Origin of the sequence: Pseudarthrobacter sp., assembly GCF_036675385.1 — a bacterium.
Taxonomy (GTDB): Bacteria; Actinomycetota; Actinomycetes; order Actinomycetales; family Micrococcaceae; genus Arthrobacter.
This window is the reverse complement of record NZ_JAKFFD010000124.1, coordinates 1-15,180: the sequence shown is the minus strand read 5'-3', so window position 1 is coordinate 15,180 and position 15,180 is coordinate 1. Positions and strand designations below refer to the sequence as shown.

The following is a 15,180-nucleotide window of genomic DNA, read 5'->3' as shown; positions in this document are numbered from 1 at the left end:
GGCGTCGCTGATGACCTCATCTGCGGCGTCCAGCGGGGCAATCGTGCTGATGCCCAGGAGCCCCCACTTGGTGTGGTCGGCGAGGACCACGGTTTTCCGGGCGGCTGCGACGAACGCCCGGTCCGTCTCGGCCTCCAACAGGTTGGGGGTGGTGAAGCCGGCGTCGGCGTCCATGCCGTGCACGCCCAGGAACAGCACGTCCAGGTGCAGCTGCTTGAGTGCCGCCGTCGCGATGGGTCCCACCAAAGCGTCCGACGGCGTGCGCTCGCCGCCGATCAGGATCACGGTGGATGTGAAGCGGGCCGAGCCGCCGGACGCGGCGTGGTGGAAGAGGTCAGCAATGCGCACGGAGTTGGTGACCACCGTGATCCGCGGGCCGTTGACCAGTTCCTTGGCCAGGGCCCACGTGGTGGTCCCGGCGCTGAGACCGACAGCCATGCCCTCATGCACCAGGCCGGCAGCCTCCAGCGCGATGGCGCGCTTCTCCGCGGTCAGCTGGGTGGACTTGAGCTCGAAGCCAGGCTCATGCGTGCTGACATCGCCGGGGAGCTTGGCGCCGCCGTGGATACGCTCCAGTTTGCCACCATCCTCCAGCAGCTCGATATCCCGGCGGACAGTCATCAGGGAAACGCCCAGTTGCTGGGCGAGGTCCGAGACGCGGACAACCCGTTCGCGCTGGACGGCGTCCACGATTGCCTGGTGGCGTGCTGCGGGGAGCATGTAATTCCTTTCGGGCTGAGGCGGGTGTGATATCCCCGTCACGTTCCATGATGGTCTACCCCTTGCTTGAACCAAGAGTCAGCCCCGCAACAAACTGCCGCTGCAGGAGCAGGTAGATCACCAGCGTGGGAATGACAGTGATGACTGCGCCGGCGGCCAGGAGGTTGTAGTTGTTCAGGAATTCGCCCTGCAGGTTGTTGATGGCCGTGGTGATCGGAAGCCGGTTGCCGCTCTGGATGAAGATGAGGGGCCAGAAGTAGTCGTTGTAGATGAAGATGACCTGAAGCGTGCCGAGTGCGGCGAACGCCGGCCGGCAGAGTGGCATGATGATCTCCCGGTACTGCCGCCAGATGCCGGCCCCGTCCACCAGGGCGGCCTCGGTCAGGTCCGCGGAGAGCGCCTTCATGTAGTTGGACAGGACGAAGGTGCAGAAACCCATCTGGAAGGCGGTATTGACCGCGATCACAATGATGTAGGTGTTCAGCATGTTTCCGGAATCGCTGAACGAGTACGGCACTTCGAAGTGCTTTGCCATCTCGAACAGCGGGGCGGCGAGGACCTGCGGGGGAAGCAGGTTGCCGGCGGTGAACATGATGAGCAGCGTGATGTTGAACTTCCAGCTCACCCGGCTGACGGCGAAGGCCATGAGGGAGGCAAGGAACAGGGTCAGCAGCACAGCCGGGACGGTGATGATGACCGAGTTCCAGAAGTACGTGGAAAACCCGCCCTGGGTCCAGGCCTGGGCGAAGTTGTCGAAGTTGAAGTCGCCGGCAAAGCTGAAATAGCCGTACTGGTTCGTCGAGGCCACCGGGCGGAGGGCGGTGAAAAGCGACCAACCCAGCGGGATCAGCCACATCACCGCCATGACGGCCAGGAAGATATGGGTCCCGTAGTGGCGCTTGGGCCTGCTGCCGGAGCGGGGCGCCGCTGCGGCAGCAGTCCGGCCGGTGCGGGCTGTGTTGGTGCTCATGCTTTGTTCTCCTTGCCGAAGGTGCGGCTGAGGTAGAAGACGATGGGAACAAGGGAGATGACCAGCAGCACCACTGCCAGTGCCGAGCCGACGCCGATCACCTGGCCTTCGCCCACGAGGTTCTGGATCACTAGGGCGCTGAGCATTTCCAGGCCGTTGGTTCCGCGGTTGATGACGTAAACCACGTCAAAGGCACGCAGCGATTCGATGATAGTGATCACCACGATGACGATATTGATGGGGCGCATGGCCGGGAACACCACGCGGAAGAAAGTCTGCCCTGCGTTGGCTCCGTCGATGGCGGCGGCTTCCTTGAGGGTCGGGTCCACGCCCTTCAGCCCGGCCAGGTAAAGGAGCATGACGTAGCCGGCATGCCGCCACGTCGCCGCGATCATGGCGGCCCAGATGTTCACGGAGGAGTCCCCGAACCAGTCGACGGCCTGCGGTGTCCCGGCGGTGCCCAGGAGGAAGTTTAGGAGTCCGTTGTCGCGCTGGTAAAAGAGCTGCCAGATGATGCCGACCAGGGCCAGTGACAACATCACGGGTGCGAAGAAGATGCTCTGGTAAATCTTGCTGCCCCTGATGTTCTGGTCCAGCAGCACGGCGAGCAGCAGGCCCAGCGGTGTGGCAATCAGGGCCAGGAACAGGAGCCACAGCAGGTTGTGCTGCACCGCCGGCCAAAAGGGCGGGTAGTCCTGGGTGATGTACTGGTAGTTCGCCGTGCCGGCGGGGCGTATGTCGGCCAGGTCCAGGCCGTTCCAACGGCTGAAGCTGAGCCCCACGGACATCAGCGTCGGCAGCCAGACCAGGGTCAGTTCGATTAGGGTGGGGATCCCCACCATCAGCGACAGGACCACTTTGTCCCGCCCGGTCAGGCGGCGGACCCGCCCGCCTCTGGCCCGCCGGATACGGCCGCCGCCGGGCTCCCGCGCTTCCGGCGGTATCAGTTCTTGTGCGGTGCTGCTCATGGAAGTCTTCCCTCTATTGGTGGGGACGCTGGAAGGGAACGACGGCGGCGGGAGCCTGCGCCGCCGTCGTCGTTCCGTTCTGGCTGGTCGCCTTGGAAACGGCGCTGACGAGGCTGGAAGTGCGGCCCTGGATTTACTGCGCGGCGTAGAGCGTTTTGGCCTGGGCCTCGAGGTTCTTGACGTCTATTTTGCCGTCCTTGATGAAGCTCTGCAGGGCCGGGATCATCACGTTATTGGCCATGGCGGGCAGGGCGTCCCGGTCGAAGAACTGGCTGATGTACTTCGCGTCGGCGATGGTGTCCGCACACTTCTTGTTGAGCGGGCTGAACTTGGAGGTGTCCGTGCCCTTGGCGGTGGCAATGTTGGACGCATCCACGGCGGCGTAGGCGTCCTGGGCCTCGGCGGTGCCGAGGAACGCCATGAAGTCGCGGGCCGCCTTGTTCTCCCCGCCCTTTTTGGACAGCAGGAGGCCGTCAATGGGGGCTTCGACGGCGTCGCGGCCTTCCATGGCGATTTCCGGAAAGGCGAAGAAATCGATGTCCGCCAGCACCGCCGGGTCGGTGAATTGCTGGGTGACGAAGGAACCCAGCAGGTACATGCCGGTCTTCTTGGCTTCCAGCGCCTTGGCGGCGTCCTGCCAGGTCTGGCCGAGGGCTGCCGGATCCTGGAAGGGAAGGAGCGCCGCCCAGGTGTCGAAGACCGCGCTGACCTTTTGCTGGTCCCAGGATTCCTTGTGCGCGCACAGGTCCACATGGAACTGGTAGCCGTTGAGCCGCATGTTCATGTAGTCGAACGTGCCCATGGCCGGCCAGCCGTCCTTGTCGGCGAAGCCGATGGGAATGATGCCATCTGCCTTCATCTTCGTGGCGAGGGCCTTGAGGGCGTCAAAGGTCTCCGGCACCTCGTACCCCTTTTCGGCCCAGAGGCTCTTCCGGTAGAAGAACCCCCACGGGTAGTTGTAGTTGGGTACGAAGTACATCTTGCCGTCCGGTCCGGTGGAGGCTTTCTTCAGCGCATCGGAGTAGTTGCCGCCGATGGTCTCCCAGACGTCGTCGATGGGCGCAAGGAGCCCTTTGCCTGCGTAGTACTGCATGCGGTATCCGGCGAACCACGTGAACGTATCGTCCGGGGAGCCCTGCAGGTAGGAGTTGATCTTGTTCTGGAAATCATTGTGGGGCACCACGTTCGTGGTGACCTTCTTGCCGGTCTTGGCCGTGAAGGCGTCGGTGACAGCCTGGTACGCCCGCTTGGGGACGTCATCGGAGGACCCGGAACCGAAGGTAAGGCCGGGGGAGCCGGAACCCGTGGCGGATGGCGCACTTCCGCCCGTGCAGGCTGCGAGCAGTGGAATGCCGGCCAGGCCTGCTGCGCCTATGCCAACGGTCTTGAGGATGCTTCGCCTGCTGGGAAAAGCAGTTGCAGACGGATCAAACTGTGAAGCCATGTTCTCTCCCTTGAAAAATAGCCGCATGTGAGACACCTCACATTGCATCTGACTATAAACGGTCAAAACAGAACATGGAAGAACGGGAAATAACATTCTTGGTATTGACTTTTTTGAATCGTCCCAAACAGCGAGCGGCCCCGATTTTCCCGTGGGGACGGGAGAATCGGGGCCACTCGATGGCGCCGGGCCGGGTGGTGAGGCGGCTGTTACTTTCTGAGCGACTGCGCAATCTGCTGCATCACTGTGGTGTCGGCCAGAGTAGTGGCGTCGCCGGATTCGCGGCCTTCGGCGATGTCCTTGAGCAGGCGGCGGACGATCTTGCCGGAGCGGGTCTTGGGCAGTTCCGGGACCACGAGGATGGTTTTGGGCTTGGCGATGGGCCCGATTTCCTTGCCTACGTGGTTGCGGAGTTCCTGGATGGTGACCTCGCCCTTGTCCACGGCGTCGCCGCGCAGGATCACGAACGCGACGACGGCCTGGCCGGTGGTCTCGTCCGCGGCGCCCACAACGGCGGCTTCGGCCACGGACGGGTGGCTGACCAGGGCGGATTCGATTTCAGTGGTGGAGAGCCGGTGCCCGGAGATGTTCATAACGTCATCCACGCGGCCCAGGAGCCAGATGTCGCCGTCCTCGTCCTTCTTGGCGCCGTCGCCGGCGAAGTACATGCCTTCGAAGCGGGACCAGTAGGTCTCCTTGAACCGCTCGGGGTCGCCCCAGATGCCGCGGAGCATGGCGGGCCAAGGCTCCCGGATCACCAGGAAGCCGCCGTGGCCGTCCGGCACGGATTCGCCCTGCTCATCAACGACGTCCACCGCGATGCCGGGCAGCGGGGTCTGGGCCGAGCCGGGCTTCGTGGCGGTGACGCCGGGCAGCGGGGCGATCATCTGGGCGCCGGTTTCGGTCTGCCACCACGTGTCCACGATCGGTGCCTTGTTGCCGCCGATGACCTCCCGGTACCACATCCAGGCTTCCGGGTTGATGGATTCGCCCACGGAACCGAGGACCCGGAGGGAGGTCAGATCGTACTTGTCCGGGATGTCCCGTCCCCACTTCATGAAGGTCCGGATGGCCGTGGGGGCGGTGTACAGGATGGAGACCTTGTACTTCTCGATGATCTCCCACCAGCGGCCCTGGTGCGGGGAATCCGGGGTGCCCTCGTACATCACCTGGGTGGCGCCGTTGATGAGCGGGGCGTAGGCGACGTACGTGTGGCCGGTGACCCAGCCGACGTCGGCCGTGCACCAGAAGACATCCGTTTCGGGGTGGAGGTCGAACACGGCCTTGTGGGTGTAGGCGCCCTGGGTGAGGTAGCCGCCGGTGGTGTGCAGGATGCCCTTGGGCTTGCCCGTGGTGCCGGACGTGTACAGGATGAACAGCGGGTGTTCGGAGTCGTGTCCCACCGCCTTGTGCTCGGCGGAGGCCAGCTCCACGGTGTCCGCCCACCAGTGGTCCCGGCCTTCGTGCCAGTCCACGTTCTGGCCGTTGCGCTTGACCACCACAACGTTCTGGACCGTGTGCCCGTCGACGGAAAGGGCCTCGTCCACGGCGGTCTTGAGCGCGCTGGGCTTGCCGCGGCGGTACGTGCCGTCCGCGGTGACAACGAGCTTGGCTTCGGCGTCCTCGATCCGGGAGCGCAGGGCGTCGGCGGAGAACCCGCCGAACACCACGGAGTGCACGGCACCGATGCGGGCGCAGGCCAGCAGCGTGATGACGGCCTCCGGGATCATGGGCAGGTAAACGGCCACCCGGTCACCCTTGCCAACCCCGAGGGACTCGAAGGCATTGGCGGCCTTCTTGACCTCTTCAGTGAGCTGGGCGTACGTGTAGGTGCGGGAGTCGCCGGGTTCGCCCTCGAAGTAGATGGCCACCCGGTCCCCGAGGCCGTTCTCCACATGGCGGTCCAGCGCGTTGTATGCGGCGTTGACCTCGCCGCCCACGAACCATTTGGCGAACGGCGGGTTGGACCAGTCCAGTGCCTGGTCGAAGTCTTTGCTCCAGGTGAGCAGTTCGCGGGCCTTCTTCGCCCAGAAAGCCGGGCGGCCGGCGTCGGCCTCTGCATAGTCAGCGGCGGTGACAACGGCGTCGGCAGCGAATTCGGGGCTGGGGGCGAAAGTGCGGTTTTCGTGCAGCAGGTTTTCAAAGGCGTCGCCCTGCTGGTCGGTCTGCACGGAAGCTGCGGGAGCGGTGGCCGTGGAGCCGGGAGTGTCCTGAGACATGGTGAACCTCATCATTCATCGGTCTTTTCAGCGGCTGTCGTCGCCCGGCCGTGCTCCGCCGCTTTGCGCGGCAGGGTAGCGGCCGATCACGGACATTCCGCAAAGAGCTGTTCCGGAATCAAGCCTAATACGCGCCGGGGCTGCGACGTGTCCGCTGTCACAATGGCCCCCGCGAACGGCGTTTATTTAGCGTTGAATGGTTAAAGGACCCTGCCCGCTGGCGTCCCGCCACTGCGGATCAGCTAGTGATCGGCCATGCGGTTGACTAGGCTGAGATTGAATTGTGACTTTCTACGGAGCTGTCGGATCCGGTGTATCACTGCCGGGCCTGGCCGTTGCCGCCGTTTCGGACGGCACAGTTTTGGGACGGAACCGTCCCGGTGCCGCCACGCTAAGGAGTACAGAATGAACCAGCAAAGCTTCGGCCAGAAGTTTGGCCGCGCAACCGAGGCCGGGCCTGGCAGCACCCCGGGAGGCGGCTCAGCGAAGGGCGTGCAGAAGCCTGCCGGCGCCAAGCCGGGCACCACCAACCAGGCCGTGCTGGGTCCGTTCACGCTGCGGGACCTGGCGGTTTTCGCCGCCACCCTCATTCTGCTGGTTGCCTCGCTGCTGCCCATCTTCTTCGGCCGGTTTAATCTCTGGAATGCAGGCAGCCTGTTCTTCCTGGGTCTCGGCATTGTGCTGCCGCTGATTGTCACGGCACTCTTTGCTGCCCGCCGGCTCGCTCCCGCCACGAAGGTCCGCATCGGTTCGCTGTCCGTTGACCAGTTTGGGTCTGTGGTGGCTTCCTTTGCACTGGCGTTCTTCTTCGTTTCCACGGCCGCGGCCTTCGTGCCCAGCCTGTTGGTGGGCCTGGTGGGTTCCGTCGTGCTGTTCGCGGGCACCGTGCTGAGCCGCTTCATTCCGTACTTCGCCGGCGACTTCCTGGGGCGGGACGAAACCCCGGCCCACGTGATGGCGCGCGACTCGGCTGTCCCGCTGCCCAAGCCGCACACGCCCAAGGAACCCAAGCCTGCGGCCACGCCCGTTCCGGAGGCTTCCGCGCCTGTTGCCCCATCTTCGGCGGCGGCAACTTCTGCGCGTGCCGCCACCCCCGCCGCTTCGGCCGGAGCCTTCTCTGCCCCGGCTGCCCCGGCTGCCGCCGCTGCCGTCTCCTCCGCCCCCGAGGTGAGCGAGTGGTCCGCTGCCGGCGACCCGAGCCCCGCAACCCAGGCGGCCGACGTCGTGCCTTCCCTTTCAGCGAAGGGCACCTCCACGGCGCCCGCCGTTGCGGAGACATCTGCGGGTGACATCCCGACCGCGGCTGCGGCTGCCCCTACGCCGACCGCTACGGCGTCCGCCGCCGCTGCCCCTGAAGCAGCAACCCACGACGTCGGCACAGGCGTCGCTGCCTCGACTCGCCAGTCTGCCGCGGAACCTGCGCCGACGGCCGTGCATCAGCAGGTGCGCCGCGTGGAGCCCATCGGCGCCACCGTGGATCCGGCATCCAGGCCGGAAGAATCGTACGAAGAGCCGGCGCATGAGGCGTTCTGGTTTGCCGTGGCACAGCACCGGACCGCGGTGGACCCCCAGACCGGCGCCCCCGCCTTTGTGATTGAACCGGGCGGCTGGGTGCTGGCCCTGGAAGACCGGGGCCACGAATTCCTGGTCCAGCACACCGACGGACGGGTGGGCGTGCTGCGCGACCTCAGCAACATCGAGCGCGGCTAGCCGGCCCCGTGGCCACGTCCCGTAAACCCGGATCCGGCCCGGCCGCAACAGCCCCGGAGTCTTTGCTGGCGTTGAAGCGCCGGGCGCGGCGGATCAACAAGGCCCTGGCGGAGAAGTATCCCTATGCCCACGCCGAGCTGGATTTCCGAAACCCGTTTGAACTGGTCGTGGCCACCGTCCTGTCGGCCCAGACCACCGATGTGCTGGTCAACCAGGTCACCAAGATCCTGTTCGCACGGTACCCGGACGCCCGGGCCATGTCAGAGGCCGATCCCGCCGAACTGGAAGCGATCCTGCAGCCCACCGGCTTTTTCCGGGCCAAAACGAAGAGCGTGCTGGCCCTGAGCACCCGCCTGGTGGACGAGTACGACGGCGTGGTCCCCGGCCGTCTGGAAGACCTGGTGACGCTGCCGGGAGTGGGGCGTAAGACTGCCAATGTGGTGCTCGGCAATGCCTTCGGCGTCCCCGGGATCACTGTGGATACGCACTTCGGCCGGCTCGCCCGGCGCTTCGGCTGGACCACGTCCGAGGACCCGGTACAGGTCGAATTCGACGTCGCTGAACTGTTTGAGCCCAAGGACTGGACCATGCTCTCGCATCGGGTGGTGTTCCACGGGCGGCGGGTGTGCCACTCACGGAAGCCAGCCTGCGGCGCGTGTCCGGTAGCCAACTGGTGCCCCAGCTATGGGTTGGGCGAGACTGACCCCGTCAAAGCTGCCAAACTCCTTAAATACGAGTTGGCGCCCGGGAGCGAGAGCCTCCTGGAACGGTTGCTGGCCGAGACGCACCGCGCCGCTGAAATCCGGATGGAATCGCAGAGGCGGCACCCGTGAGCGCACGCCAGGACCTGATCGACCTGGTGCGCAGATCGGACAGCGGCGACGTCACCGCGCCGAACACTGCCTGGGCGGCACTGACTGTGGATGAAACCATAGCCCGCAAGGCGGCAGTCCTGATGCTTTTCGGTGTGCTGGACGACGTTCCCGCGGCCTCCGGCAAACCCCTGGCCGCGGCAGATCTTGATGTCCTGCTGCTGGAACGCGCGCACACCCTGGATTCCCACCCCGGCCAGGTCGCCTTTCCCGGCGGTTCCATCGACGAGGACGAAACCCCGGTTGCCGCAGCCCTGCGGGAAGCCGAGGAGGAAACCGGACTGGACTCCGCCGGTGTGGAGGTCCTGGGCGTGCTGCAGGAGCTTGGGCTGGCGCGCAGCAACTTCCTGGTGACGCCGGTGCTCGGATGGTGGGCGTCGCCGTCGCCGGTGCACGTTGTGGACTACGCCGAATCCGCCCAGGTTTTCCGGATCCCCGTCCGGGACCTGCTGGACCCCGCCAACCGGGTGACAGCCACGGTCAGTCGCGACGGCAGGACGTTCAGCAGCCCGGCCTTCTTGGTCAGCGGCGTGCTTGTCTGGGGCTTCACCGGGATCATTCTCGATGGACTCTTTGAGCAGCTGGGCTGGGCCGTGCCGTGGGACCGGACGCGGCTCCATGAGGTGGTCTTCTAGGTTCGGGATAGCTCATAGGTTCGGGGTAGCTCGCAGGGTCCGTGTGGCCCGGCGGGACTGAGCCCGCCGGGCGCGCGCACACCGCCTCAGCTGGTGAGCGGCTGCTGCCTAAGATCAACAACAATGCCGGTTGCTGCGTTTTCACGCAGGGCGTTGATGCCGTCCTTCAATGCACCAAGATGCTTGAAGTCGGGCGAAACCGCCACGGTGTTTCCGTTCGAGTCAGTGAGCCTGAGCCGATAGCACTCGTCACTTACACGATGTATTTCAAACCTGCCCGCCATATGCCGGACCTCCCCTGTTATGCCTCTTTGCATGATTAGCTGGACCGCCTGCTTCAGTCGCTGCTCCGATGTAACCATGGTCACAGAGCTTCGGCCAGCTACTCCCGGGTAGGTTTCTTCGGGCTAACCGAATTTGCTACTTTGCGTGGTCGTAGGAGTCCACCACGGCCACACTGACGGGGAATTCCACCGGAATGGGGCCGAACAGCAGTTCCTTCGCGGCGGCTGCAGCTTCCTCGATGGCCCGGATGCAGGCCTGGACGCCGGCCTCGGGGGCGTGGACCATCACCTCGTCATGCAGGAAGAACACCAGCTCCGCCTGAACGGAACCGTCGGCACGCAAGGCCCGCAGCCGCCGTCGTAATTCCGCCAGCCAGCACGCCGCCCAGTCAGCGGCGGATCCCTGCACCACAAAGTTGCGGGTGAAGCGGCCGCGGGAACGGGCAATGGATTCCGCGCGGCGCTGCTCCTCGGCAGTGGCGGACTGCTGGCTCCGGTACCACCCTTCCGACGGGGGCGGGCTGCTCCGGCCAAGCCGGGTGGTCACGGTGCCGCCGGCCTCGCCGTCGCGCGCCGCCTGCTCCACGAAGCCGACGGCGCGGGGGTAGGTCCGTGCCAGCTGCGGCATCAGGCGCCCCGATTCGCCTGTGGTGGCGCCATAGATGGCGCCGAGGAGGGCGACCTTCGCCTTGGCGCGATCGCCGCCGAACCCCTGGGCGGCAATGCCGGCGTACAGGTCCTTGTCGCGCGCTGCTTCCGCCATTTTGGAGTCCTGCGCCAGCGCCACCAGCACGCGGGGTTCCAGCTGGGAGGCGTCCGCGACGATGAGCTTGTAGCCGGGATCCGCATGGACGGCGCCGCGGATCTGCCGCGGGATCTGCAGGGCCCCGCCGCCCCGCGAGGCCCAGCGGCCGGACACCACACCGCCCACGACATACTCGGGCTGGAAGCGGCCCTTGGCTACCCATGCGTCCAGCCAGGCCCAGCCGTTGGCGGTGTGCAGGCGGGACAGTTTCTTGTAAGCGAGGAGCGGTTCGATGGCGGGGTGGCTGGATTCCATCAGCTCCCACTGCCGCGTGCTTTTCACCTCGATGCCGTTGCGGTGCAGGGCGCGCATCAGTTCCTGCGGCGAGTCCGGGTTCAGTCCGGGCGAGTTGAGCAGCCCCCGCAGTTCGGTGTTCAGGGCCTCCAGCTTCGCGGGGCGGTGACCGGACGGCGGGCGCGGCCCGAGGTGGCCGGCCAGGATCTGCTCGTGCAGGTCCTCGCGCCAAGGGACGCCGGTGTGCTGCATCTCCGCGGCGATCATGGCGCCGGCGGACTCGGCGGCCAGCAGCAGCTGGAGCCGTTTCCGCTTGTTTTCTTCCGGTGCAGCATCGGCCAGGGCAGCCTGCTGGGCGGCGTATTCGGCGCGGAGCTCCGCCAGGCCTTGCCGTGGGGCGCGGTGGCGGACATCGTCAAAGAGGGCGCCCTGATCCGCCGGCGGGGGCGGCGGCTGGAGGGCGCGGGGCGGCTCCTGGGGATCGTCCAACGACTCCGTGTCGGCGTTCCGCGCATACTCCGTGTGTGCGGTGAACTGCGAATACGCCAGGATATTGCCGCACAAGCCGAGGTCATAGCAGCGCTCCAGTTCCACGCCGGCCGCCAGCAGGGCGGGGTACCAGTCCTGGGTCCGGTTCCAGATCCAGCGGGGTGGCGCCTCGCGGGGCCGGTTTTCCAGCTTGCGTACGACGCCGGCCAGCTCGCTTGCGCTGATCAGGCGCGGTTCGGGGCGGTCTGGGTGCGGATCGCCGGCCTGGGTGAGCTGCTGGAGGGCTGCGCCGTGGGCGTGGGCGGCGAGCAGCAGATACATAGGTCCAATTCTGCCCTGTGGCGGGGACATTCAAGCCCCAATCCCATGCTGTCAACATATGTTGACGGCCCTCCATTCGTCAACTAAAGTTGACGAATGGAGGTAGAGCGGATGAAAACGCTGGTCGCATCAATGGACGGGAAAGGTCCCGCTGAAGCGCTGTACGCGGTGGCGGAATTGCAGAAGGAGGTCGGCCGCGCCGAAGCGGCCCTGGTTCGCAAGGCGAGGCAGGCCGGTCTGTCTTGGGAGGCCATTGCCCTGTGCCTTGGGGTCAGCAAGCAGGCCGTCCACCGCAAATACGGGAAGCAGTAACCGGTCCGGCCGTTCGGCTCGTCTTTCTGTCCGGCCTATCGGCCGTTCTGGGGAGTTGTCCACATACGGTGGAATGCCCCTGTTTCTCGCCCTTGAGTCCGGTGGAGAGTTGCTGCATGAGCAGGCACCAGCTATCGCCACCCCCTTCCGATCGGCCTTCCACGCAGTTGTCCCGCGCGCGGCCCTTCTCTTCGCAGGGATCTGACTCCGGCGGTTCCCAGACCGGTGATTCCAGGTCCGGTGGATCCACGTCCCGTGCGCCTGCCTCGGCACAGGCTGCGGGAGCCTGGCTGCCGGACCCCGCTGGTGCCGAGGTTCTCCTGGTCACCGGCTACGACTTTCTGCAGGGCGAAGTGGAGCGGATTGTGGCTGCCGCTGGCGGTCAGTTGCGGGTGGTGGCGGACGTGGCTGATGCCGCCAAGTACTGGGACGCCGCGGCCGCAGTATTGGTGGGGAGCGATGTCCGCGAGCTGCCGCCGCGGCGGCGGGCCCCTGCCGTGTTGGTGGGCCTGAACGGGGAGGGGGACAGTCTCTGGCACCTGGCCACAGCCCTCGGAGCGGAGCGGGTGGCGGTGCTTCCGGATGCCGCGGCCTGGCTGGCAGAGTACCTGAGCCGGTCGCGGTCACCCGAAGCGGGAGGGCTCGTCCTCGGGATTACAGGGGGCTGCGGCGGTGCCGGTGCCACCACCGCGGCAATCTGGATCGCCCAGGCGGCTGCCGGGCTGGGTGTGCGCGTGTTGCTGGTTGATGGTGACCCGTGGGGCGGTGGCCTGGAACTGGCACTGGCGGCTGAGGAGACGCCGGGGCTGCGCTGGCCTGACCTGTCCGACGCGAGCGGAAGCATCGATCCCGAGCAGCTGGCCGACTCACTGCCGGTAGCCGGCGGGTTTTCCTTCCTGTCCTGGCCTGGCAGCCGCGACCGCCAGGCACCGGTGGATGCCGCCACCACGGGTGGCGTACTGGATGCGGCCCGGCGGGGCTATGAACTGGTGGTGGTGGACATCGGCCGGGGCGCCGAACCCGTGCGCATGTTTGCCTGGGACTGCGACCGCATCCTCGTGGTTGTGCCGGCGCAGCTGAAGGCCGCAGTGGCCACGGCCCGGCTGCTGCACGAACTCCCGCCGGTCGAGGCGGCCCTCCTGGTCCGGGGCAAGGCCGGGGCCGCGCTGGACGCCGGACTGATTGCGGACGCCGTCGGGCTGCCGGTCCAGGGCCGGGTTCCGGAGCTGCGCGGTGTTACGGCTGCCGGGGAAAACGGCAGGCTCCTTGACGTGGGCAAGCGACGGAGTGTCAGGCATTTCGCCGCCTCAGTGCTCGATCTGCTGGACGGCGACATCCCTGTCGGAGACCTGCCGTGAGCGCGCAGCGGCCAGTCCCGCCGCCGTCGCCCCAGGACCAGCGGACGGGGGCACGCCGTCGGCAGGCCCGCGTCCTGGATCCGCGCTTTTTGGATTCGGCGCTGTTGGAAACCGTCCGTGAGTCAGTCATGGCCGACGCCGGACCTGTCACCCCGTCCCGGGTTGCCGCCGCCGTCCAGGCCACCGGCCGGCTGCTGGGGACTGCAGGCTCCCTTGCCGCCGTGGAAAGGATCAGCGCCGAGCTGAACGGGCTCGGCCCGCTCCAGGAACTGACGCGGGATGTCCACGTCACCGACATCTTCGTCAACGCCCCGGACTCGGTCTGGATCGACCGGGGTCAGGGCCTCGAACCGGCAGGGGTTTCGTTTTCCGGCGAGGCACAGGTGCGGGCTCTGGCATCGCGGCTGGTGGCCGCCGGCGGCAGGCGGCTGGACGACGGGTCCCCGTGCGTTGACGTCAGGCTTGAGGGCGGATACCGCGTCCACGCAGTCCTGCCGCCCATTTCGACAGCCGGCACCTTGCTGAGCGTCCGGATCCGGCGGGAGCAGGTCTTCACCATGGACGAACTCCGTGCCGGCGGCATGTTCGGCAGCGTGGTCCAGGAGGTCCTTGAACGGGTTGTTGAGCAGCGGCTGAGTTTCCTGATCAGCGGGGCCACGGGTTCTGGAAAGACGACGTTGCTGTCCACCCTGCTGGGGCTGTGCTCCCCGGCAGAGCGGCTGGTCCTGATTGAGGACGCGTCCGAACTGAACCCCGTCCATCCGCACATTGTGTCGCTGGAGTCCCGTCACGGAAACCTCGAAGGCGGCGGCGAAGTGGATCTCGGCGAGCTGGTCCGGCAGGCACTGCGGATGCGGCCGGACCGGCTGGTGGTGGGGGAATGCCGTGGGGCCGAGGTGCGGGAACTCCTGACCGCCATGAACACAGGCCACACTGGCGGGGGAGGGACCATCCATGCGAACGCTGCCACCGCTGTCCCGGCCCGCCTGACAGCTTTGGGAGCTCTGGCAGGCATGGGCCAGGACGCGGTCCGGCTGCAGGCAGCCAGCGCCTTGGATGTTGTGGTCCACGTGGAGCGGTCCGGCCATGGGCGGCATGTTGCCTGCGTGGGCGTGGTGCAGGACGGTCCCGGCGGTCTAACCGTGGTTCCGGCGTTGGAGGCCGGACGCGGCCAGGTCGGCACCGGTCCAGCCTGGGAGGCGATTAGCAAGCGGCTGGGACTGTCCCTCGAGGCGGGTGCCGCCGTATGACACTTCTGCTGGCCGTGGTCCTCGTGCTGGCGGTCGTGCTGCTCTTCAGCCCGCCCGGCGGTGCCACAGGCCGTTTCCGGCGGGCCGTGGGGAGTGCAGGACCAGGCTTCGCCTCTCGGGTTCACGGCGGGGCTGGTGGCACCGGAACGGGCGGCTCGTGGCGCAAGTTGTTCCGTGCCGGACCGGAACGGAATGACCTGCCACTGACCCTTGTGGTGCAGCAGCTTGCTGCGCTGCTGAAGGGCGGACGCACTCCGGCACGGCTATGGGATGAACTGTGGCTGGTCCACGGTGGCCGTCGGGAGCCAGATTCCGCACCTACGGGCGCAGGTTCACGCGCATCGCAGGACCTTGGCGGAAGGGCGGAACCAATCCGCGGGTCAGCGGCCGGGCGCAGCGGTCCGAGCCTCAGCACAGGCTCCCTGGTGATGCTTGGCGCCGTCCGGGCAGCAGCGTTCCGGGGCGCTCCCGTGTCTGAGGCGATCCGGAAGGCCGCGCTTGCGGAGCATTCGCGCGCCGACGGCAGGGAGTTACGGATCTGGTGCGAGCTGGCCGCCTGCTTTGACATTGCCGAAGCCAGCGGCTGTCC

General features: G+C 66.6%; 13 protein-coding genes and 1 pseudogene. 7 read left to right on the top strand and 7 right to left on the bottom strand.

Annotated features, from left to right (window positions below):
- From V6M49_RS09750 to acs, 5 genes are all read right to left on the bottom strand, one after another.
- On the bottom strand, positions 1–720 hold a 720-nt coding region (locus V6M49_RS09750; RefSeq protein ID WP_332760983.1), incomplete at its 3' end, for a DeoR/GlpR family DNA-binding transcription regulator.
- A gap of 55 nt (positions 721–775) precedes the next feature.
- Positions 776–1,690 (bottom strand): carbohydrate ABC transporter permease, encoded by a 915-nt coding sequence (locus V6M49_RS09745; protein ID WP_141141589.1) that lies wholly within the window; start codon positions 1,688–1,690, stop codon positions 776–778.
- A complete protein-coding gene (locus tag V6M49_RS09740; protein WP_332760982.1) occupies positions 1,687–2,658 on the bottom strand; it encodes a carbohydrate ABC transporter permease in 972 nt (323 codons plus the stop codon). Before V6M49_RS09740 ends, V6M49_RS09745 begins: the two co-directional genes overlap by 4 nt.
- Positions 2,659–2,791: 133 nt before the next feature.
- Positions 2,792–4,102: an ABC transporter substrate-binding protein gene (locus V6M49_RS09735; RefSeq protein ID WP_332760981.1), complete on the bottom strand. Its 1,311-nt coding sequence runs from the start codon at positions 4,100–4,102 to the stop codon at positions 2,792–2,794.
- A 209-nt stretch (positions 4,103–4,311) separates the two neighbouring features.
- On the bottom strand, positions 4,312–6,321 hold the full coding sequence (acs, locus tag V6M49_RS09730; RefSeq protein WP_332760980.1) for an acetate--CoA ligase: 2,010 nt from the start codon (positions 6,319–6,321) through the stop codon (positions 4,312–4,314).
- 405 nt (positions 6,322–6,726) lie between these two features.
- On the opposite strand from acs, the gene V6M49_RS09725 reads away from it, so the two are divergent.
- From V6M49_RS09725 to V6M49_RS09715, 3 genes are read left to right on the top strand one after another with little or no spacing between them, the layout of a single operon-like run.
- On the top strand, positions 6,727–8,031 hold the full coding sequence (locus V6M49_RS09725) for a hypothetical protein (RefSeq protein ID WP_332760979.1): 1,305 nt from the start codon (positions 6,727–6,729) through the stop codon (positions 8,029–8,031).
- An 8-nt stretch (positions 8,032–8,039) separates the two neighbouring features.
- Positions 8,040–8,864, top strand: coding sequence for an endonuclease III (gene nth / locus V6M49_RS09720; RefSeq protein WP_332760978.1), 825 nt, complete (start codon positions 8,040–8,042; stop codon positions 8,862–8,864).
- Positions 8,861–9,538: an NUDIX hydrolase gene (locus V6M49_RS09715; RefSeq protein ID WP_332760977.1), complete on the top strand. Its 678-nt coding sequence runs from the start codon at positions 8,861–8,863 to the stop codon at positions 9,536–9,538. The genes nth and V6M49_RS09715 overlap by 4 nt, the downstream gene beginning before the upstream one ends.
- Positions 9,539–9,624: 86 nt before the next feature.
- On the opposite strand, the gene V6M49_RS09710 is transcribed toward V6M49_RS09715, so the two are convergent.
- Together V6M49_RS09710 and V6M49_RS09705 are read right to left on the bottom strand one after the other, a co-directional pair.
- Positions 9,625–9,822 carry a YegP family protein gene (locus tag V6M49_RS09710; RefSeq protein WP_104060525.1) on the bottom strand — a complete coding sequence of 66 codons (198 nt, stop codon included), beginning with the start codon at positions 9,820–9,822 and terminating at the stop codon, positions 9,625–9,627.
- Between the two features lie 136 nt (positions 9,823–9,958).
- Positions 9,959–11,671: a bifunctional 3'-5' exonuclease/DNA polymerase gene (locus V6M49_RS09705; RefSeq protein WP_141141582.1), complete on the bottom strand. Its 1,713-nt coding sequence runs from the start codon at positions 11,669–11,671 to the stop codon at positions 9,959–9,961.
- A 96-nt stretch (positions 11,672–11,767) separates the two neighbouring features.
- Here V6M49_RS09705 and V6M49_RS09700 point away from each other — a divergent pair, with 96 nt between their 5' ends.
- The 4 genes and pseudogenes from V6M49_RS09700 to V6M49_RS09685 form a co-directional block, all read left to right on the top strand.
- A complete protein-coding gene (locus V6M49_RS09700; protein ID WP_141141581.1) occupies positions 11,768–11,983 on the top strand; it encodes an AsnC family protein in 216 nt (71 codons plus the stop codon).
- A gap of 116 nt (positions 11,984–12,099) precedes the next feature.
- The gene (gene ssd, locus V6M49_RS09695; RefSeq protein ID WP_332760976.1) at positions 12,100–13,341 is read left to right on the top strand and encodes a septum site-determining protein Ssd; all 1,242 of its coding nucleotides are present in this window, start codon (positions 12,100–12,102) and stop codon (positions 13,339–13,341) included.
- Positions 13,338–14,591, top strand: a complete 1,254-nt coding sequence (locus V6M49_RS09690) for a TadA family conjugal transfer-associated ATPase (RefSeq protein WP_442959709.1) — start codon at positions 13,338–13,340, stop codon at positions 14,589–14,591. The genes ssd and V6M49_RS09690 overlap by 4 nt, the downstream gene beginning before the upstream one ends.
- Positions 14,588–15,180: pseudogene (locus V6M49_RS09685) on the top strand (hypothetical protein); the annotation flags it as partial. The gene V6M49_RS09690 and the pseudogene V6M49_RS09685, both read left to right, overlap by 4 nt.

Coding starts and splice junctions, on each gene's coding strand:
- V6M49_RS09745 (WP_141141589.1), bottom strand. CDS start 1,690: ATGAGCACCAACACAGCCCGCACCGGCCGGACTGCTGCCGCAGCGGCG.
- V6M49_RS09740 (WP_332760982.1), bottom strand. CDS start 2,658: ATGAGCAGCACCGCACAAGAACTGATACCGCCGGAAGCGCGGGAGCCC.
- V6M49_RS09735 (WP_332760981.1), bottom strand. CDS start 4,102: ATGGCTTCACAGTTTGATCCGTCTGCAACTGCTTTTCCCAGCAGGCGA.
- acs (WP_332760980.1), bottom strand. CDS start 6,321: ATGTCTCAGGACACTCCCGGCTCCACGGCCACCGCTCCCGCAGCTTCC.
- V6M49_RS09725 (WP_332760979.1), top strand. CDS start 6,727: ATGAACCAGCAAAGCTTCGGCCAGAAGTTTGGCCGCGCAACCGAGGCC.
- V6M49_RS09710 (WP_104060525.1), bottom strand. CDS start 9,822: ATGGCGGGCAGGTTTGAAATACATCGTGTAAGTGACGAGTGCTATCGG.
- V6M49_RS09705 (WP_141141582.1), bottom strand. CDS start 11,671: ATGTATCTGCTGCTCGCCGCCCACGCCCACGGCGCAGCCCTCCAGCAG.
- V6M49_RS09700 (WP_141141581.1), top strand. CDS start 11,768: ATGGAGGTAGAGCGGATGAAAACGCTGGTCGCATCAATGGACGGGAAA.
- ssd (WP_332760976.1), top strand. CDS start 12,100: ATGAGCAGGCACCAGCTATCGCCACCCCCTTCCGATCGGCCTTCCACG.